Here is a 17,691-nt window from a genome sequence, read left to right as displayed (position 1 = left end):
GGTTGGGCGTCCCGCCCTATGGGCGGGCACGCGGCTCTACTCGGCCCTGGCGGGCCTCCCGGAGCCCCCTGCGGGGTCTCCGCCCTGACGGGTGACGATCCGCTCGCTGCGCCGGGCGTCCTCCTTGGGGGCGGCGCGGGCTGGTTCGCCCTCCCGGGCTCTCTGGCGCCCGCTTTACGATGCCGTGCCTTGCGGCACGCCATCGTCGCCCGCCGTCGGTCCGACCCGGCGTGCCTGCCACAACATAATATTTTCTCTCTCTGTGATGAGGAAGTTTGGCATGCGGGGATTTGCGGGCCGTCAAGGACGAGCGGTCCCCCAATTTTCACGCACCCGACACTCCGGCTGCGCCTCCGCTTTCGGGCACGAGAAAATCGGCTCCACCGCTCGCGAGCGTTAACCGGGGTCCGTGCCGTCTGCGCGGCACGGCTTCCCGGTTAACGTCCCTGACCGCCCTGACCGCCGCATGCCGGATGAGATTCCTCACCGAGAGAAGGTGAGATTTTCAACACATGGAGGCTATCATGACCAAGTACAGCAACTTCGACGACATGGGCCGCGCGTTCAACGAGCGCCGCGTCGACACCGAAACCCGCCAGACCTACGAAGGCAGCTTCATCGAAGCCAGCGAGATGGCCAAGCTCAGCATCGTGGGAGAAGCCGAGAAGCTGGAAATGCCCGATCCCGATCAGGCAGCAGCCGCCGTCGAACAGATGCTCTCGACGATGTTCGATGTGTTCCGCGACACCCGGATGGAGGAGTTCGCCGCCGACCTCGCATGGGGCTTCGTCAACAGCTTCCACATGGTGGCCAAGCGCATCGAGGGCCGGGAGGATGACGCCGCCAAGAAGCTGGGCGATCTGGTCCGCAGCTACGACCCCTCGGAGATCTACGCTGTCGAACTCGAAGAGACCCAGCTGCTCTGCCAGACACTGGAAGGGTGCGCCGAGGCGATGCGCTGCATGCGCGACCACGCCGGCGAAGTCTATCGCATCGAGACTGGCCGTCCCTTCTCGACCGTGCGCGGCAGCCGCGTCTCCTCCAAGCTCACCGCCTCGATGATCGACGGAGCCGACTATCTGGCCGCACGCGCCGCCAAGAAGCGGGAAGAGCACAACCCGACCGGGCCTGTCGTCGCCTTCTCGGGCGGCATGGAATGGCACGACCACGAGCAGCTCTTCGAACGCCTCGACCAGATCAAGCGCCGCATCCCCTCGATGGTCCTGATGACCACCGCGATGAACAAGGGAGCCGACGCCATCGCCGCAGCATGGGCGTCCTCGCGCGACGTCAAGCTGGTGCGCATGATGCTCGAGCGTCGTCACGGCAACAAGGCGGGGTTCCTGCGCAACGACCGCATCGCAAGCCTGCGTCCCGTCGAGGCAGTCGTGTGCGAAGGATCGGGCGTCCAGATCGACTTCGCCCGCAAGATGCGCACCGCTGGCGTCCCGCTGCACGTCTTCCGTCGCAACGAACAGGCACCGATGCAGCCTGCGCGCAGCCGCCGCGCCTGACGCATCTGTCGGAAGGGCTCCGGGAAACCGGGGTCCTTCCCTTTTTTTACGTCGCCCTGGGCGGCGCTCCGGGGCATCGAGCCCCATCGCGCCGCGTGGGCCTGACCTTGCGGTCGATGACGCCCATAGACGGCAGCGGCCCGGCTCGCTCGCGGCATGGCAATGCCGTCGCATTGCCGATGCACGCTACGCCTCGCCAGTGCCGATCGCACCGCGCATCACAGCCGCGCCGGCTCGCTCGCATCGCGGCCACGCCTGCGCGTGTCGCGCTCGCTCCGCATCGACCGGCGCGGCACCCATCGAGCATGGCGCACCGCCGCCCGGTCCGGCTCGCTGGCGGGCGCGGCGATGCCGTCGCATCGCCTGCGCACCCGCTGCGCCTCGCGCCGTCCCGGGACGGCCTCGATGACAGCCGACCGGCACGGCTCGCTCGCGTCACGGCGACCCCTGCGGGTCGCCCGTTCGCTACGCCTCGCCAGTGCCGATCGCACCGCGCACAACAGCCGCGCCGGCTCGCTCGCATCGCGGCCACGCCTGCGCGTGTCGCGCTCGCTCCGCATCGACCGGCGCGGCACCCATCGGGCATGGCACACCGCCACCCGGTCCGGCTCGCTGGCGGGCGCGGCGATGCCGTCGCATCGCCTGCGCACCCGCTGCGCCTCGCGCGGTCCCGGGACGGCCTCCATGACAGCCGATCGGCACGGCTCGCTCGCGTCACGGCGATCCCTGCGGATCGCGCGTTCGCTACGCCTCGCCGGTGCCGATCGCACCGCGCACAACAGCCGCGCCGGCTCGCTCGCATCGCGGCCACGCCTGCGCGTGTCGCGCTCGCTCCGCATCGACCGGCGCGGCACCCATCGGGCATGGCGCACCGCCGCCCGGTCCGGCTCGCTGGCGGGCGCGGCGATGCCGTCGCATCGCCTGCGCACCCGCTGCGCCTCGCTCGGTCCCGGGACGCCCTCCATGACAGCCGACCGGCACGGCTCGCTCGCGTCACGGCGACCCCTGCGGGTCGCCCGTTCGCTACGCCTCGCCAGTGCCGATCGCACCGCGCACCACCAACGCACCCGATGCCGGGATGCCGGGTCGATCACGGTCCTTCGGACCGACAATCCTGAACCGACCAGCGCGACCCTGACGGGTCGAAGAGCAGGGGGATCGGGAATGCGGTTTCAATCGGGAGACAAGCCCATGTCGATCACATTCTCGCTCGCAGTCCAGCAGCGCGCCGTCGCCAAACCGGCCATCATCACCGCTCGCCAGCTCGCCGCGTTCCGCGCCTTCGCTCGCGAGCGTGGTGAACTCATCGAGGACGACGATGATGACCCGCTTGTCAGCGCCAGTTTCGAGGCCCGCCTATGTCCATGGTCGCTCGCATCGATCTGCGCCCTGTTCGATCATGACGAAGCCGTCATAGCCGTGGTCGAGGAAGCGCAGTTTCGCGGCCTTACCATCCGGTTCTGGCGCGACGATGCGACCCGCTCCATCCGCATGTGCGTCGGTTCCTCACCCGACGGCGCAGCCGAAATCGATCTCTCCAACCAGAACGGTTACGCCGTTCTCGAGGCGATGGGTCTTGGCACCGAAGCGTGCGGCGACATTCCCCTCGACGATCTGCGCGCGCGGCTCGGAAAACCCGACATCCGCAAAGCCATGACCGACAATGGCCTGCACAGCTATCTCGATCGTCTCGACAGGATTGCCGCGACCTCCACGGTCGCCGACGATGTACGCATGGTCTGGGGTTAGCCTCCCTCCACGGTCCCTGCGTCGGGGGTGCCGGACATTCGTCCGGTGCCCCTTTTTTCTGCCTGCATGGCACAAGATCCGTGACAATCTTTGCCTCTGCAAAATGGGGGAGGGCCTGACGGCCGCTCCCCCATCATTTTGCCTGTCGGGCTTGAGGCCCGACACAGCGCCGACCGACTTACGCGGTCAGGCGCTTGAGCGTCTCTGTCGCCCCGAGTTTTCGGATCGCTTCGAGGATGCCGGTAAACTGCGCGCTGTCGGCCTTCATCAACCCCGACTTCTCGACCTCTTTCAGCCGGTCGCTTCGCTCCCGTTCGGCAAGCTGCTTGCGTCGCTCGCTCAACCGCTGTTCCTCCGCCTCAAGCTGCTTGCGTTCCTGCTCGATACTCCGTGCCATGGGACATGCCTTTTCTGATCGTGTGACCAGCCTCCACGACACAGGATGCCAGCGTGCCGACGACGACACAATAGCACGCAGCATCATCTCCATATGGAGCCACCATCTCGCTCGCTGATCCGGTCTTGACCGGACCAGCATAAGGGCGACGGACACTGGCCTATGGCCAGGTCCGTCGTGGGGCGGAATTGCTCCGCGAAACCCCGTCCCGACGATCCCGAGGATGATTGCCTGCGGCGCTTCCCTGCCGGAATCGGAGCCAACGATCGGACAACATCCCCTGATGCCCCGACAACCACCGATAGTCCCTAGAGATTTGCACACCCTATGCGGCAGGCCGCAGGTTAAGACATTGAAATATCGACCGTTTGCATACGCTTGCCTGTTTGCATGTGCAAACGCCTCACGACACCCACGCTAACTACTTGTCTTTGCACGATAAGTTCTGTTTGCAATTTAGCTACACGTTATTGCTGGAAACCCCCTGCAAATCGCGGTATCTAAGAGGCTCGGAAGCCCCACCATCCACTTGACCGTGGGTGGTACATGTCTAAGTCAACCATAGCTTTTCGGCTTTTGCCGAGTGAGTTGGCGGCACTGGATCAGATCGCTGCAAAGCGAGGCTGTTCCCGGTCCGAAGCCGCTCGCTACGCTCTCATGTTCGGCATCAGATTTGCCGAGGCGGACCATAGCTTCAATATCACCCGCGCCGTGCTCGTCCTCGAGTACATGCAAGCGGCGATCGACGTCATCATTACGCGCGATCACGGTGACGTCGTCCCACAGCTCTTAGCAGCCGCAAAGCAACGCCTGGAGACCTTCCATGCGTAGCAACGACATCCGCTTCAACGGCCAGGCCGCGACCGTCAAACATCACTCCGCACGCGGACGGATCACCCGAAATTCGGGCAACTTCACGCGCGGATCACAGCTGCTCGCCAGCCAGTACAAGATGACGTGGGCCGGCATCCAGGTGCCCATCTGGATCTGGCTCGGAACCTTCATCGTCCTCTTCAACATTTTCGTCTGGCTGGGGCTTGCCGAACATGAGTTCCAGCTGGACCTCATGAAGCTCTATTCCGCCGTCTGGACATGGGTCGGCGCGGACAAGTTCTACCTCATCAACCTGACCCTTCCCAGCGGCATCGTCACCAAGGTTCCGATCGGTTACGTCCCCTACGAACCCCATGTCGTTCACGCATGGGCGAAGACCGTCAAAATCTTCCTGACCACGCTGGTCATGTCCGTCTTCATTGCCGCGCCGCTCATCATGTGGTTCATCATGTGGGCCAACAAGCGCGGGCGCGACATGCTCCAGGAGCGCCACAATCGCGGCGCGATGCTCGTCGAGAACGATGTTCTCCTCAATGCCGTGCGCGCCCACAACGCCAAAAACTTCCGCAAGGAATGCGCCGAGCACGACCCGCCATTCGATCCCGCACGCGTCGCCAAGGCGCCGGTCATCGATCGCGTAGACCAGGGCATCCATGTGCCCTACCGCATCGCCGGCATCCCCTATCCATGGAGGCTCGAACAGAGCCATACGATGCTCATCGGCACCACCGGCACCGGCAAGACGACGCAGTTGCGCAGTCACGTCTCGCAGATCCGTGCGCGCGGCCACCGCGCCGTCATCTTCGACCTTACCGGCGCCTTCGTCGAAAGCTTCTACGATCCCGAAACCGACGTCATCCTCAACCCCATGGACGAGCGCTGCGCACCGTGGACGCTGTTCGATGAATGCCGCAACTATGCTGATTTCGTGTCGGCCGCCGCCGCGCTCATTCCCTCCCATCCCGAGGACAAGGAACCCTTCTGGCAGAACGCCGCGCGCATGCTCTTCATCGAGATGTGCCTGAAGCTTCAGGAAGATGGCGAAGGCAACAACGCCGCCATCGCCCACCACCTGATGCAGGCCGACCTCAAGAAGATCCACGCCAAGCTCGAAGATACCGTCGCTGCCCCGCTGACGACCGAAAAGGCGGCGCGGATGGCAGAGTCCATCCGCTCCGTCCTCAACGTCAACGGACAGGCGCTTCGCTTCATGCCGGACCCGGTCAAGGGCGGGCCTCCGGCCTTCTCGATCCGCGACTGGATCGCGACCGACAATCGCGACGGGTCGATCATGTTCATCACCGGCTCGTACAACGATCTGGAGATGACCCGCGGGCTCTTCACGCTGTGGATCGACCTCGCCGTCAACAACCTCATGCGCCTGCCCAAGACACGCGATCTGCGGACCTGGTATCTCTTCGACGAGGTCCACGCGCTCCATGCGCTACCGGGCATCGAACATGGCCTCCAGTCCGCCCGCAATTTCGGCGGTGCATTCGTCCTTGGCATCCACTCGTTCGACAAGCTGGTCGCCACCTATGGGCTCCAGAACGCGACCGCGCTGACGGGCCTTGCGCGCACCAAGCTGATCCTCGCCACCGCCGACCGCACGACCGCCGAAAAATGCTCCGAGTTCATCGGCAATCGCGAAGTGCGCCAGATGGATGAAGCCTACAGCTACGGCTATAACAATACCCGCGATGCCTCGACGCTGACGCCGCGCACCGCGATCGAACCGCTCGTCCTGCCCGACGACATCAACAATCTCCCCTCGCTGCACGGCTTCGTCAAATTCCCCGACGGCTTTCCCGCCTCGCGGATCGAACTGAAGATACGCTCCTATCCCGAGATCGCCCCAGGCGCCGTTCCCCGGAAGGACTTCAAGCCGACCGAATACGTCTCGCCGCAGGACCGGCGACGCCGGAACGAAAGCGCGGATGAGGGGGGTGAAGGTGGGCGTGAGCATACGCCCACGCGGCCCGTGGGAGGCGTGGAAGAGCGCGAGGAAGAAGAGCAACAGAAGACGCAGTCTGAAGCTGGTCATGCCCGGAGCGAAGCGGAGAAGGCGGCAGCGGCGATGGAGGTGATCGCCGCACCGCCGGTCGTGGTGGATCAGATCCAGATCGCACAAGCGAACAAAGCAGCCGGCGGAACAGAACCCGGGCAGTCGGCTGATGGCAGGACGGCGTCCAATGCCGAGACCGCGCGCGGAACCCACGGCCAGCTCAACCTCGATGCGAAACTGACTGGCATGGGGATGTCACTCATCGATAACCGCACAGCTGCGCAGGGTGCCGAACAGACACGATCGAACCCCGACATGCACAGTCATGAAGGTCCGTCGAACCGTTCCGATGGCGACCGGCATGAGGACCAGTCGACGCGCGAACTGCGCGACGGGTTCGCGACCGATCGCACCGAGGACCATCATCATCGTCATCACGGGCATGACCGCTCGCCCGAGATCGACGATGACATGGACCCGGAAATGTAACCGATGCTCTCGGTCGCTTCCGTCAAATCGGCCTCGGGCGCGGCGAACTATTTCGCCAAGGACGACTATTACACTGCCGAGCATGCCTCCGAGGCGACCGCGTGGGGCGGGGAGGGGGCGGCAGCGCTCGGTCTGTCGGGCGAGGTCACCAAGGAGGACTTCGAGAAGATCCTCAACGGCGAAATGCCCGACGGGGAAAAGGTCGGGCAGGTCCAGAACCGCCAGTCCGGTGTAGACCTGACTTTCTCGATGCCCAAGTCGGCCAGCGTCATGGCCTATGTCGCCGGCGACGCCCGCGTTCTCGCCGCGCATATGAACGCCGTTCGTGCGACCATGGGATGGGTCGAGAAGACCTTTGCCGAAGGGCGGACCTACGAGCATTCCAGGCATGGCGACGCTGTGCGAACCGGCAATCTCGTCTATGCCATGTTCCAGCACGACACGAGCCGTGCGCTCGATCCGCAGGGACATATCCACGTCCTCGTCGCGAACATGACGAAGATGGCAAACGGGGCCTGGCAGGCGCTGCACAATGGCCAGCTGTGGAAGAACAACACCACCATCGGCGCGGCCTATCATGCCCAGTTCCGCGCCGAGCTGGCAAAGATTGGCTATGAAACCAGCATCACCGGCAAGCACGGCCAGTTCGAGATCAATGGCGTGCCCAAAGCCGTCATCGAAGCCTTTAGTCAGCGCCGCACCGAGATAGCGGCCAAGGCGGCTGAACTGGGGATCACCAATCCCAAGGCAATCGACCGGATCACGACCAATACCCGCGACGCAAAATTGAATGTCGAGGACCGCGATGCCTTGCGCGCGGAATGGCGTGATCGGGCAACCGCGCTCGGGTTCGACGGAAAGGCGCTGGTCGATGCCGCCCGGGATCGTGCCGGTCTTGACAGGCCGGATACCCGGCTCGGCACGATGGAACGGGTCGGTGCGGTGATCGAGACTATTCGCGAGACACTCGGAGAGATGTTCCGCCCCGGCGATCCGCTCGTATCCAGAGGTATCGAGCGGCTACGTCTTTCGCCCGTCGAGATTCGCGCTCAGCATGCTGTTGCATCCGCGATCCGTATCCACGCCCAGCGTGAAGCGGCGTTCGAAGTATCCGCCGTCGCCCGAACTGCGCTCGATCTCGGTCTCAAGGGCGTCACCGCCAGTCATATCGATGCCCGCGTCTCCGAACTGATCCGTAATGAGCAGCTGATCCCCGGCAAGTCGGACCGGATCGATGATTTCGTGACCCATGTCACGACGCCCGAGGCGCTGGCGACCGAGCGCGGTATCCTTGCCGAGATCGAGCGCGGGAAAGGCGAGGGGCGCGTGATCGTCCCTGCCGATGTGGTGATCGACCGCATCAATGCCGCCTCGGGCGACAAACAGCTTAACGAGGGGCAGATGGCCGCCGCCACCATGGCGCTCATCTCGCGCGATCGGATCGTTGCCGTGCAGGGCGTGTCGGGCGCGGGCAAGTCGACGATGCTTGCGAGCGTCGCGCGCAATGTCGAGCAGGAAGGCGGCAAGGTCGTCGGCCTGGCGCTCATGAAAGCCACCGCCGACCGGCTCGGCGCCGAAACCGGCATCGAGAGTCGCACCGTCTCCTCCTTCGTCCACAGCTATGCGCGCCATGCGCTCGCAGGGAAGGGCGCAGGCTATGACGGCGCGCGTGACGCGCTCGCCGGCACGACGATCATCCTCGACGAAGCCTCGATGGTCGGCTCCGAACAGATGAAGCACCTCGTCGGCATCGCCAATGCGCTCGGCGTCGATCGCTTCCTGATGATCGGCGACCGCCAGCAGATTACCGCGGTCGATGCCGGCAAGGCCTTCGCGATCGCACAGGCCGGCGGGATCACGCTGGCGCGGATGGACGAAAACCTGCGCCAGCGCACCGACCAGCTGCGCACGGTCGCTGCGCTCACCAACCTCGGTCAGGTGCGCGAGGCGATGGCGGTGCTCGGCGACAAGGTCACGGCCAACCCCGAGCATGTGAAGGCGGCCGCAGAGCATTGGCTGGGCCTTACGCCCGAACAGCGCGAGACGACGGCCATGTTCTCGTCGGGCCGGGTCGCGCGCGCCGAACTCAATGTGCGCATCCAAGACGGGCTTGCCGCCGAAGGGGCGATCAAGGGCGAGGGCGTCGCGATCGGCGTCCTCGACAAGATCAACATTACCCGCGAGGAACTGCGCTACGCTCACAGCTACAAGCCCGGCCAGGTGCTGGACATCCCGAAAGCCGTCAGGGACCTCGGCCTTGGACCGGGCACCTACGATGTCATCGGCGTCGACCACAAGGGACGCGTCCAGGTGCGGATCGGCTCGCGTGTGCGCAGCTTCGACCCGCAGCGCATATCGCCCCTCGACAAAAGCGATGCGATGCAGCTCGCGCAACGCGAGCAGATCCGGCTGCACGAAGGCGACAAGATCCGCTGGACGAAAAACGATCGCGATCGTGGCCTCAACAACAACGATATCGCCCGCGTCATCTCGGCCGACAAGGCGGGCATCCGCGTCGAGGCGAGCGACGGCACGATCCACGATCTCAAGGCAGGCGATCCGATGATGGAGCGGATCAGCCTTGCCTATGCGCTCAACATGCACGCGGCGCAGGGCATCACGACCGACACCGCGATCGCGGTGATGAGCCACAAGGAATCCAACCTTTCCAACCAGCGCCTGTTCAACGTGACCGTGACCCGCGTCCGCGACGATATCCAGCTGTTCACCGACGATCGCGAAAAGCTGACACAGGCCATCGAGCGCAACGAAGGCAACAAGACATCGGCGCTCGAGACCGTGGGCGAACTTTCGGTCGATCCGGCGCGGGGCGTCGCCGGCGCGCAACCCGCAGCAACGTCGAACGAGCCGTTCAACCCCTCGCTTCCGCCGGACCTCGATCGCGCTCCGGAAAAGCTTGGGAGCAATGCCGAAGTAGCCAACAAGGACAACTCTCTCGGTAAAATCGATATCCGCACCGACCCCTCACTCGACCTTACCAAACATAGGGTAATCGTAGAGCCCAAAGCGCCGGAACTTCCCTTCCCTGAAAAAGACATCGGACTGGAACTGTGATGGCGCTCATGCTCATTTCTGTCCTTGCCCTTGTCGCCCTCGGAATGTGGTGGATCGGTCTGTCTGCCCGCTATCAGGCCCCGCAGCCGCCCGTATATGTGTCCAAAGCCGCTCCCGCACCTCGGATACAGCGACGCGCTTCCAAGGCACCCCGCGCGCGTTCAGCAGGGCAGGTCGGCAACCATCCTTCGGTAAAGTCGGTCTCTTCGCGGGCCATCACGATCGAGATGCCTCTCCCTCGACGGGAACCCGGCCCCTTCGAGACCGACCTCGACCTGCCTCGATGCCACCATCTTCCGCTCGCGTTCGACACCGGCCTGTCGTCGCTCAATCCCTACACCGGCCTCGACGACGATCCCTTCGGCGATCCCGAAATCGAGCGCCTTCTCGAACGCTATCTGCCGCAGCAGCGCAGCCGGTTTCACGACGCCGCCCCCCACCGAAAGGAGTCAAGACCATGACCGCCGCCCCGCTATCCTTCGAACAGGTCATCGCCAGCAAACACTGGCATCCCTGCAACCTCGACACCAACACCATGACCCAGTGCATCCAGCAGGCGAAGCATGAGGACGCTCTCGACTGGGGCGGCGAAACCCTGGCGATGGCCGCGATCTTCGGCCTTACCTACGCCGTCCTCATGCCGCTCGGCCGCTTCCTTCGCTCAAGAGCGATGCAAGAGAGGGGAGGCGGGGTCCATGCGCGCTGATTACCCGCTCTCCTTCCAGAGAGAATGCGAACCCGCGCGCCCGCTGTTGACGATCGCGACCGTCCAGACCGCTTCGGCCGACCGGCTTCGCACGGTCCGAAACGGCACGGGCGACCGCCTCGCCATCCTGGGCGATGGCGACGCGTTCACCGCGCTTGCCGACCAGACCCGCGATGTCCTGATCGATCCGGCGCTCGGCAACTGGGACTTTTTTGCCGATCATCCGAGCGACTATGCCAGATCCTCCGCGATCGAAGCGTTCCTGCCGGTCGAAAACGTGCGCGGCACAGCCTTCACCTATGCCGCGCGCTACGTCCTGCTGCGCGCAATCACCCATATCGGCAATGAGCCGGCAGAGACGCTCTCAGGGGTCCGCCGCCTAATCCATGCGCTGCCCGCCAGCGCGATCGCCGAGGTCGCAGGTCACGATCCGTCGTGTCCGCAGGCACTGCGCTGGGGGGAGACCGTGCGCGCAACCGTGATGACCGGCATTGCCGGCATCGCAGACCGCACGCCAGGCATCGCTCCCGTGTCGATCGCCCGGTGGCTGGCCGGGCCTTCGACCGTCATTCTCTTCGTGCGTCGCGATCCCGGGCGTCCCTCTTACGAAATCAGCGCGATCGAGGTGGCGCTACGCGACCATGCAATGCTGTCGGGATTTTCGACGCATCGCAGCGACGACGAAGCGCGGTCAACTGACTGCCGCCCCGATCATGCGCGGAACCCCGCACATCGTCACGCCCCGACCGGCTCCGCGCGCCGGCGAGGCGATCAGTCAGGAGCATCGACATGAGCAACTGGGAATTTGAGGAAATGGGCGAGTTCGGCTCGGACGCCGACGCCGACCGCTGGGCGAAGCGCAACAACCTCGCCCCGCAGGATGTCCGCATCCGCCGCAAGGGGGATGGGGTGGAGCTCGAGGTCCGGCGCTCGGCCCTCGGCGATGGCGATACCCGCCACGATGACCGTCGCGACGGCCGACGCAACGGCTTCTTCTGACAATCGGCCAGAACTGGAGAACAGCATCATGAAACTGAAAATTATCGCCGCGCTGAGCCTTGCCGCTCTCTCGGCCGCCATGCCCGCAGCGGCGAGCGCGCAATCGGCAACGCCCATCCTCGTCGCCATGTCGGCCTATGTCGGAGAGCGGGCTGGAGACGACGCTGCGACGCAGATTGCGGCGAAGAAGGCACATTATGCCAGGCATCGCCATCATAAGGGCAAGTGCAAGGATTGCGCCGACTGCCCCGATTGCAAGGATTGCGACGAAGCGGCCAGGAAAGTCGTGACGCAGGAAGAGCGCGCGGGGATCTGCGATCCCTTGGCCCACGCCAAAAAGGATAAGGCCGGTGCTTGAGCGCGTCTGCCTGTTCGCCGTGACGGCCGCGCTTGCGGCCGTCACACCTTCCATCGCCTTCGCGCAAAAGCTTGGCCAGGGCGGGACGGGCGTCGACGAGACGACGCAACTGCCCCAATGCCCGGTGCCGCTCGGCGTCGCAGCGCTCGTAGAAACGAAAGCTGCGGACCCCGCCGACGCCCTTTCCCCGCAATTGCAGGCACTGATGCGTATGGCGGAAATGCAGAATGGCGGATCGACCGCCCGCGTCGATGCCCTTCCTCTGGTCAAGCTCATGATCGCACGTTCGAACTGCTTCCGCGTAGCCGATCGCGGGGAGGCTTTCAGCGCGCTCGAGCGGGAGCGGGCGATCGCCGGCGCGACCGCTGCCACCCGGCCCGTTACCAAAGCTGATTATCTGATCGAGGTGAAGGTGGTCTATTCCGATGCCAAGTCCCGCGAGTCCGGTGGCGGCATCGGGGGTGTCTTCGGCGGTGCGGTCGGCCTAAAATCCAAGACGCTCGAAAGCCAGGTCCTCATGACCCTGGTCGACGTCAACACCGGCATCCAGGAGGCGGTCGCCAGTGGCTCGGCGCGCAAGAAAGACGTCGGTGTGATCGGTGGGGGTGTCCTGCTCGGGCTTGGTGTAGGCGCTCTGGGCGGCAGCTATGCCTCGACCGACATCGGCAAGATCACCACGCTTGCGACCCTCGATGCCTTCAGAAAGCTCATCGGGGACGCACGGCCGCGCCTTGAGCCAAGGCTCGTGCCTGCGACGCCGCCTGCTGCCGCACCGTCCACGCCGACGACGCAGCCGCTTCCCTCCAGACCGCAATGACCGGGAAATGCGATGATCGCTAAGAAATCGATCCAGACGGTTCAGACGTCATGAACATGATGGCCGGCTTCGGGCTTACACCCTGTCCCTACTGCCATCGTGCGATGATGCCGTGGGAGCCCGGTCACCGCATCCACCGTTGCGAGACATGCCGGCGACCGCTGGTGCTTTTCCGGCTGCTTTTCCAGAGCCGGACGTGGAGGATCGCGCCGCTTGCGGCCGTAATTCACGCCGGTGCCGCACTCGCACTCATACTGGGGGTGGGCACGGCCATCCTGCTCGATGCACCGCCGGCATGGCTGGTGTTCGCGGTCGCGCTGCCGATCGCCGCCCTCGGGGCGATCGACATAGCCGATGGCTGGCTTGCCTGTCGCACGGGCATCGGACGGCTGTTCCTGAAAATCAGGCGCGGACGTGCTGCACGAACAATCGGCATGCTACGCATTGTCTTCGGTCTCGCTGGATGCGCGGTTGCCGTGATCGGCATCATGCTGTTCGGTGAAATACACGGCGCGCCATTAGGCTCGGCTCCGCCTCCCGACGTTCAAACCACAAGACCATGAACCCTGAGCGGCCTCCCGCGCCCACGTCGCCGTCCCCGGATGCCTCAGCAGTTCCGGTTCGGATCACTGGCCTTTTTTCGTCGATGTTAGCGCTGATCCCGTCGCTGGCGATCGTCTGTGGCGCGTTCCTCTACTTTGCGGGCTACAGTTACATCGACACCTACCTGCGATCGTTCGGGCTCACGTTCGGAGCGACGACAATGTCGACGGGTGAGGTCATGGGCCAGGGTTACACCGTCGTACTGTATCTCACTATCACACACTTTTTCGACTGGCTGTGGCGGGTGATGGTGTCGTCGCTCCTCATTTGGTCAGTTATCGCTGTTGCCCTTGGGGCACTCGTCTACGGCAAACGGAAAGGTTCGAACTCATCAGAGCTCATTCTGGAAATCCTGCACGCCGTCGCCAACCGCGTCGTCAATCTTCCTAATTACATTATCGCTGGGGGCATAGTCGTTGTCGTAGCCGTCAGCTCAGGACCGGCCGGGGTCGAAGCCGCCAAGTTCGAGCGCGAAGCGACGATTGCGAAGGTTCAGAAGGGCTGCTGCGCCTTCTATCAATCCGGCAATATTCGGGTTCGTGGCTATCCCATTGCAGAGACTTCCGACCGGATCGCGATTTATACCAATCACGGCGTACACGTTTTGCCAGCTGAGGGACTGCACATTCTGGAGAAGCCCCCGTCCAAAACCCTCCCCGGGCAGCAAGTTCGCTGATGATACTGTTTTGCCTCATCCTGGGTGACAGCACCGCGATCGGCACCGCATCCGCGCTGGCGGCCCAGGGTATCCGCTGCGAGGTCCATGCCCGCGTCGGTGCGCCGTCGGCCGAGATAGCCCGCATGCCCCGGTCGCGATCGCCAGCACCGCTCGCTCTGATTGCGCTCGGATCGAACGACCCTGAAAACCCAGCGCTCGCCCGCAATCTCACGACACTGCGCAGCCGCACGACGGCGTTTCGCGTGACATGGCTGGCGCCCTACCATGCACGCGCTTCCCGCATCGTTGCAGCAGTTGCCCGCAGCTTTGGCGATACCGTCATCCAGTTGAGCGCGGTGCCGACCGCCGATGGCGTCCATCCCGCCAGCTATCGTCCGATCGCGGCCGCGCTGGATTGGAAAAGTCTGTCTGAAAATTGGCACCATGTTGCCATTGGTTCCGCGCGACCGCCTGCGCCAGGGACAACGAGACCGACCCCGGTGCCAGATAGACGAGCCACGGTCCTCGTCATGGAATGACTGCCCGGCGGGCATGAGCATTCGCGCAGATCGTCGCAGCCGCGCAGCGCCGTAATGATCGGTTTACTTGTAAAAAGCATATTCAAAGGGTGGAGAGGTCGTTGCGACCGCTCAGCCTTTTTGAAGAAAGGGGATATGTCTTATGTTTCGACTGAATCACGATATGGCACGCCGCTTTCTGTACGTCGAATTGCGGGGTTTCTGGACGCGGGAAGTCCTAGCTCGGTTCCACGATGAGGCCCGGCTTGTATTGCAGCGTGCAATAGCCAACGGAGCAACGCCCGGCGAAGGCCATATCCTGGTCAATGCGAACGGATTTCCGGTTCAGGATCGAACGATCGCCGAGGAGATCGCGCAGTTCATTCCGCTCTATGGCAAGCTGGCCAGACGCATCGCGGTGGTCGGATCGGATTCTTCCCTTCAGCGCCTTCAGGCAAAGAGACTGATCGGTGAGAATGGCAAGTTGTTCGACAACGACGAAGCCGCGAAGACCTGGCTGTTCTCCGCCGATCGAACAGGCACTGCACATGCGGGAACGGGGCGCGCTGACATTATCACCGCGCGATCGGCACCTGATCGATCCGCGTCGTCCATGACGGGCTTTTGAACGCTCGCTTCGTATCGTAGGACTTGGTTCCGAACCCCTCGGATGCAAGGCGCATGGTATTGCGGCCGAAGCGACCGTTGAGCCCGTCGATCGCGGACAGAAGGGCAGGGGATCGCGGGTCGGGCTTTGCAAACAAGTCGGCCTGATGCGCCGCCATCCTTTCCAATCCCTCCAGCATCACCCCGCACTTGGTATAGACCCGGCCCGTCTCGAACATCGCTTCGGCCATGCGCGCGGCCATGCCGGCGATGACGCGGGGATCGTTGGTTGCCGGCGACAATCGACCGACGCGCGATGCCGATGGCGCGTTCGGTTTGAACCTGCTGCCATGCGCAAACGCGATCAGCCTCGTCGCAGCCAGACCCTGATTGCGGATTTTCTCGGCCGCGCGAACGGCGCGCCGAACCATCGCTTCGCGCAGCGCGTCCACGTCGCTCACCGGCTCCCCGAAACACCGCGTCACAGCGGTTGCCTTGGATGCCGGCGGCTCAGGCTCGAAATCGGTGCATTCCACCCCGTTCAACTCACGCACGAGGCGCTCGAGCACGACGGTCCCCACATCGCGCGCGACCTCGGGCGGAAGCGCTGCAAGATCGGCCGTGGTGCGCACGCCCAGCGGTCGCAGGCGTTGTGTCATCGCGCGCGCGATGCCCCAGACTTCCTCGACCGGCCATTGTGCGAACATGCGCTGGCGCAGTTCGACATCGTGCAGGTCGACCACCCCGCGCCAGACCTTCTCTGACGCCTTCGCCAGCGCATTGGCGACCTTGCTCAGGGTCCGCGTCGGTCCAAGGCCAATCCGGATCGGCAAGCCTGTCGCCCGCTTCACGTCCGCGATGATGCGATGCGCGCTCTCGACGTCGCCCAGTCCGTTCGCCAGGACCGGCAGGCGGAAGAAGGATTCGTCTATGCTGTAGATCTCGATGGTGTCGCTGTGATCGGCGAGCACCTGGTTGAACCTCCGGTTCATGTCCGCGTAAAGCTCGTATGAACTCGATCGGCACTGGACACCGTGCTCGCGCACGATGTCCCGGATCTTGAAAAGCGGCGCGCCCATCTTGATGTGCAGCGCCTTGGCTTCCTCCGAGCGGGCGATCGCACACCCGTCGCCGTTCGACAGCACGATGAGAGGCTTGCCCCGGAGCGAGGGATCGAAGACCCGCTCCGACGAGCAATAGAAATTCTGGACGTCCGCTATCCCCCACATCGCCTGTCTAGCCTTGCAGGTTGCGGACAGTGGCGCGCACGACGCCCCAGATCTCGACGGCTTCATCCGCGACGACTGGCTCGTATCTCATGCGAGCGTTGCGTGCCTCCAGCGTCGGCTTTCCTTCGCGCCATACCAGTTGCCTGATGACGAACCCGCCATCGACCACGGCGATGACGATCCGTCCGTTGGACGGGGTCACGTCCCGGTCGACGACGACGACATCGTCGTCATGGATGCCCGCGTCGAGCATGGAATGTCCGCTGACCCGGAACACGAAACTGGCGGCGCGATCGAGGCGCAGCAACTCGACCAGATTGACCGCCGTTTCCTCCCAATCCTGCGCGGGTGAAGGGAAGCCGGCCCCTGCTGCGCTGACGATCTTGAGGCACAGGTCAGTGGGTATGTGGGCGATCGGAACGGGACGGGAGAGGGGAATCACGCAGGTCGACATGCGCGCATGATAATCCGCAAAGGAACATCAGGGGAACGCATTTTTCCCCTTTTGTTCTTTTGCGCGATGACTCATAGAGTCATCGATGCCGATCCGCCCCGAAAACCGCTGGCTTTACCCGATCGACTGGCCGCAAATCTCGGATCATATCCGTTTCGGGCGGGCAGGGGGACGCTGCGAACAGTGCGGCCGACCGCACAAGCGGCGTGTCGCGCATCTGGGTGACGGCCGCTGGTGGGACGTCGAAGCACGCGCCTGGCGCTCCGGGCGCGGCAGGAAGGTCAAGGTTGCCACCGGCTTCTCGCTCGACCTGGTGCGAACGACCTATGTCGTTCTCGCCTGCGCGCACCTCGATCATGACCCTGGCAACTGCCGCCCCGCCAATCTCGCCGCGCTCTGCCAGCGGTGCCACATCCTCCACGACGCCGAGGAACACCGCTGGCAGCGATGGTGGAATGCCTTTCGCTTCCGAGCGCTGCGCGACCTCTATGACGATCCGGTTGCCGCCCGCCACAAACTCCAGCTAAAACAGCAACACAAGATCATTTCGATATCGATACGATAATATATCTTATGTTAAGAGCGATACCGCAACTGTCCATGTAAACTGTGTCCAGTGTGATGGGGAAAGGCTTGCAGTCACGGCGGTCTTTCAACAGTATCAGCGACCGTGTCCACTT

General features: G+C 64.0%; 19 protein-coding genes. 15 read left to right on the top strand and 4 right to left on the bottom strand.

What is annotated here, in order from left to right:
• Positions 1 to 524: 524 nt before the first annotated feature.
• Positions 525 to 1,514, top strand: coding sequence for an SLOG family protein (locus KAY22_RS13915; protein ID WP_069336083.1), 990 nt, complete (start codon positions 525 to 527; stop codon positions 1,512 to 1,514).
• 156 nt (positions 1,515 to 1,670) lie between these two features.
• On the top strand, positions 1,671 to 3,263 hold the full coding sequence (locus KAY22_RS13910) for a hypothetical protein (protein WP_296624029.1): 1,593 nt from the start codon (positions 1,671 to 1,673) through the stop codon (positions 3,261 to 3,263).
• Positions 3,264 to 3,441: 178 nt separating this feature from the next.
• Here the strand turns inward: KAY22_RS13910 and KAY22_RS13905 are convergent, their stop codons facing one another.
• Together KAY22_RS13905 and KAY22_RS13900 are read right to left on the bottom strand one after the other, a co-directional pair.
• Positions 3,442 to 3,660 (bottom strand): hypothetical protein, encoded by a 219-nt coding sequence (locus KAY22_RS13905; RefSeq protein ID WP_069338469.1) that lies wholly within the window; start codon positions 3,658 to 3,660, stop codon positions 3,442 to 3,444.
• A 555-nt stretch (positions 3,661 to 4,215) separates the two neighbouring features.
• Positions 4,216 to 4,428 (bottom strand): hypothetical protein, encoded by a 213-nt coding sequence (locus KAY22_RS13900; protein ID WP_221775552.1) that lies wholly within the window; start codon positions 4,426 to 4,428, stop codon positions 4,216 to 4,218.
• Between the two features lie 55 nt (positions 4,429 to 4,483).
• Between KAY22_RS13900 and KAY22_RS13895 the strand changes: the two genes are divergently transcribed.
• The 12 genes from KAY22_RS13895 to KAY22_RS13840 all read left to right on the top strand — a co-directional run bounded on the left by KAY22_RS13895 (position 4,484) and on the right by KAY22_RS13840 (position 15,350).
• The gene (locus KAY22_RS13895; protein WP_069338471.1) at positions 4,484 to 6,988 is read left to right on the top strand and encodes a type IV secretion system DNA-binding domain-containing protein; all 2,505 of its coding nucleotides are present in this window, start codon (positions 4,484 to 4,486) and stop codon (positions 6,986 to 6,988) included.
• A 3-nt stretch (positions 6,989 to 6,991) separates the two neighbouring features.
• Entirely contained in the window at positions 6,992 to 10,063 is a 3,072-nt protein-coding gene (gene mobF, locus KAY22_RS13890) for a MobF family relaxase (protein WP_069338472.1), read from the top strand.
• Positions 10,064 to 10,290: 227 nt separating this feature from the next.
• Positions 10,291 to 10,524 (top strand): hypothetical protein, encoded by a 234-nt coding sequence (locus KAY22_RS13885; RefSeq protein ID WP_296624028.1) that lies wholly within the window; start codon positions 10,291 to 10,293, stop codon positions 10,522 to 10,524.
• Entirely contained in the window at positions 10,521 to 10,769 is a 249-nt protein-coding gene (locus KAY22_RS13880) for a hypothetical protein (protein WP_069338474.1), read from the top strand. Before KAY22_RS13885 ends, KAY22_RS13880 begins: the two co-directional genes overlap by 4 nt.
• A complete protein-coding gene (locus KAY22_RS13875; protein ID WP_069338475.1) occupies positions 10,759 to 11,562 on the top strand; it encodes a type IV secretion system DNA-binding domain-containing protein in 804 nt (267 codons plus the stop codon). Before KAY22_RS13880 ends, KAY22_RS13875 begins: the two co-directional genes overlap by 11 nt.
• Positions 11,559 to 11,768, top strand: coding sequence for a hypothetical protein (locus KAY22_RS13870; protein WP_069338476.1), 210 nt, complete (start codon positions 11,559 to 11,561; stop codon positions 11,766 to 11,768). Before KAY22_RS13875 ends, KAY22_RS13870 begins: the two co-directional genes overlap by 4 nt.
• A 28-nt stretch (positions 11,769 to 11,796) precedes the next feature.
• Positions 11,797 to 12,126, top strand: coding sequence for a hypothetical protein (locus KAY22_RS13865; protein ID WP_069338477.1), 330 nt, complete (start codon positions 11,797 to 11,799; stop codon positions 12,124 to 12,126).
• On the top strand, positions 12,119 to 12,943 hold the full coding sequence (locus KAY22_RS13860) for a CsgG/HfaB family protein (RefSeq protein ID WP_069338478.1): 825 nt from the start codon (positions 12,119 to 12,121) through the stop codon (positions 12,941 to 12,943). Before KAY22_RS13865 ends, KAY22_RS13860 begins: the two co-directional genes overlap by 8 nt.
• A gap of 50 nt (positions 12,944 to 12,993) precedes the next feature.
• Complete coding sequence (locus tag KAY22_RS13855; protein ID WP_069338479.1) at positions 12,994 to 13,506, top strand: hypothetical protein; 513 nt, start codon at positions 12,994 to 12,996, stop codon at positions 13,504 to 13,506.
• Positions 13,507 to 13,589: 83 nt separating this feature from the next.
• The gene (locus tag KAY22_RS13850; RefSeq protein ID WP_069338480.1) at positions 13,590 to 14,222 is read left to right on the top strand and encodes a hypothetical protein; all 633 of its coding nucleotides are present in this window, start codon (positions 13,590 to 13,592) and stop codon (positions 14,220 to 14,222) included.
• A complete protein-coding gene (locus tag KAY22_RS13845) occupies positions 14,222 to 14,743 on the top strand; it encodes a hypothetical protein (RefSeq protein WP_069338481.1) in 522 nt (173 codons plus the stop codon). Before KAY22_RS13850 ends, KAY22_RS13845 begins: the two co-directional genes overlap by 1 nt.
• Before the next feature lie 163 nt (positions 14,744 to 14,906).
• The gene (locus tag KAY22_RS13840) at positions 14,907 to 15,350 is read left to right on the top strand and encodes an STAS/SEC14 domain-containing protein (protein ID WP_139150106.1); all 444 of its coding nucleotides are present in this window, start codon (positions 14,907 to 14,909) and stop codon (positions 15,348 to 15,350) included.
• Here KAY22_RS13840 and KAY22_RS13835 read toward each other — a convergent pair.
• On the bottom strand, positions 15,298 to 16,557 hold the full coding sequence (locus tag KAY22_RS13835; RefSeq protein WP_069338483.1) for a Y-family DNA polymerase: 1,260 nt from the start codon (positions 16,555 to 16,557) through the stop codon (positions 15,298 to 15,300). The two genes, KAY22_RS13840 and KAY22_RS13835, sit on opposite strands and share 53 nt — an antisense overlap.
• A 7-nt stretch (positions 16,558 to 16,564) precedes the next feature.
• A complete protein-coding gene (gene umuD / locus KAY22_RS13830) occupies positions 16,565 to 17,011 on the bottom strand; it encodes a translesion error-prone DNA polymerase V autoproteolytic subunit (protein WP_069338484.1) in 447 nt (148 codons plus the stop codon).
• A gap of 85 nt (positions 17,012 to 17,096) precedes the next feature.
• Between umuD and KAY22_RS13825 the strand changes: the two genes are divergently transcribed.
• On the top strand, positions 17,097 to 17,576 hold the full coding sequence (locus tag KAY22_RS13825; protein WP_069338485.1) for a hypothetical protein: 480 nt from the start codon (positions 17,097 to 17,099) through the stop codon (positions 17,574 to 17,576).
• Positions 17,577 to 17,691 lie beyond the last annotated feature (115 nt).

It is taken from the genome of Rhizorhabdus sp. (genome assembly GCF_018006725.1).
Lineage (GTDB): Bacteria > Pseudomonadota > Alphaproteobacteria > Sphingomonadales > Sphingomonadaceae > Rhizorhabdus.
This window is presented reverse-complemented; position numbering and strand designations above follow the sequence as displayed.

Coding starts and splice junctions, on each gene's coding strand:
- KAY22_RS13865 (WP_069338477.1), top strand. CDS start 11,797: ATGAAACTGAAAATTATCGCCGCGCTGAGCCTTGCCGCTCTCTCGGCC.
- KAY22_RS13895 (WP_069338471.1), top strand. CDS start 4,484: ATGCGTAGCAACGACATCCGCTTCAACGGCCAGGCCGCGACCGTCAAA.
- KAY22_RS13855 (WP_069338479.1), top strand. CDS start 12,994: ATGAACATGATGGCCGGCTTCGGGCTTACACCCTGTCCCTACTGCCAT.
- KAY22_RS13915 (WP_069336083.1), top strand. CDS start 525: ATGACCAAGTACAGCAACTTCGACGACATGGGCCGCGCGTTCAACGAG.
- KAY22_RS13850 (WP_069338480.1), top strand. CDS start 13,590: ATGTTAGCGCTGATCCCGTCGCTGGCGATCGTCTGTGGCGCGTTCCTC.
- KAY22_RS13905 (WP_069338469.1), bottom strand. CDS start 3,660: ATGGCACGGAGTATCGAGCAGGAACGCAAGCAGCTTGAGGCGGAGGAA.
- KAY22_RS13910 (WP_296624029.1), top strand. CDS start 1,671: ATGGCAATGCCGTCGCATTGCCGATGCACGCTACGCCTCGCCAGTGCC.
- KAY22_RS13825 (WP_069338485.1), top strand. CDS start 17,097: ATGCCGATCCGCCCCGAAAACCGCTGGCTTTACCCGATCGACTGGCCG.
- KAY22_RS13835 (WP_069338483.1), bottom strand. CDS start 16,557: ATGTGGGGGATAGCGGACGTCCAGAATTTCTATTGCTCGTCGGAGCGG.
- mobF (WP_069338472.1), top strand. CDS start 6,992: ATGCTCTCGGTCGCTTCCGTCAAATCGGCCTCGGGCGCGGCGAACTAT.
- KAY22_RS13845 (WP_069338481.1), top strand. CDS start 14,222: ATGATACTGTTTTGCCTCATCCTGGGTGACAGCACCGCGATCGGCACC.
- KAY22_RS13885 (WP_296624028.1), top strand. CDS start 10,291: ATGCCTCTCCCTCGACGGGAACCCGGCCCCTTCGAGACCGACCTCGAC.
- KAY22_RS13880 (WP_069338474.1), top strand. CDS start 10,521: ATGACCGCCGCCCCGCTATCCTTCGAACAGGTCATCGCCAGCAAACAC.
- KAY22_RS13870 (WP_069338476.1), top strand. CDS start 11,559: ATGAGCAACTGGGAATTTGAGGAAATGGGCGAGTTCGGCTCGGACGCC.
- umuD (WP_069338484.1), bottom strand. CDS start 17,011: ATGTCGACCTGCGTGATTCCCCTCTCCCGTCCCGTTCCGATCGCCCAC.
- KAY22_RS13840 (WP_139150106.1), top strand. CDS start 14,907: ATGGCACGCCGCTTTCTGTACGTCGAATTGCGGGGTTTCTGGACGCGG.
- KAY22_RS13875 (WP_069338475.1), top strand. CDS start 10,759: ATGCGCGCTGATTACCCGCTCTCCTTCCAGAGAGAATGCGAACCCGCG.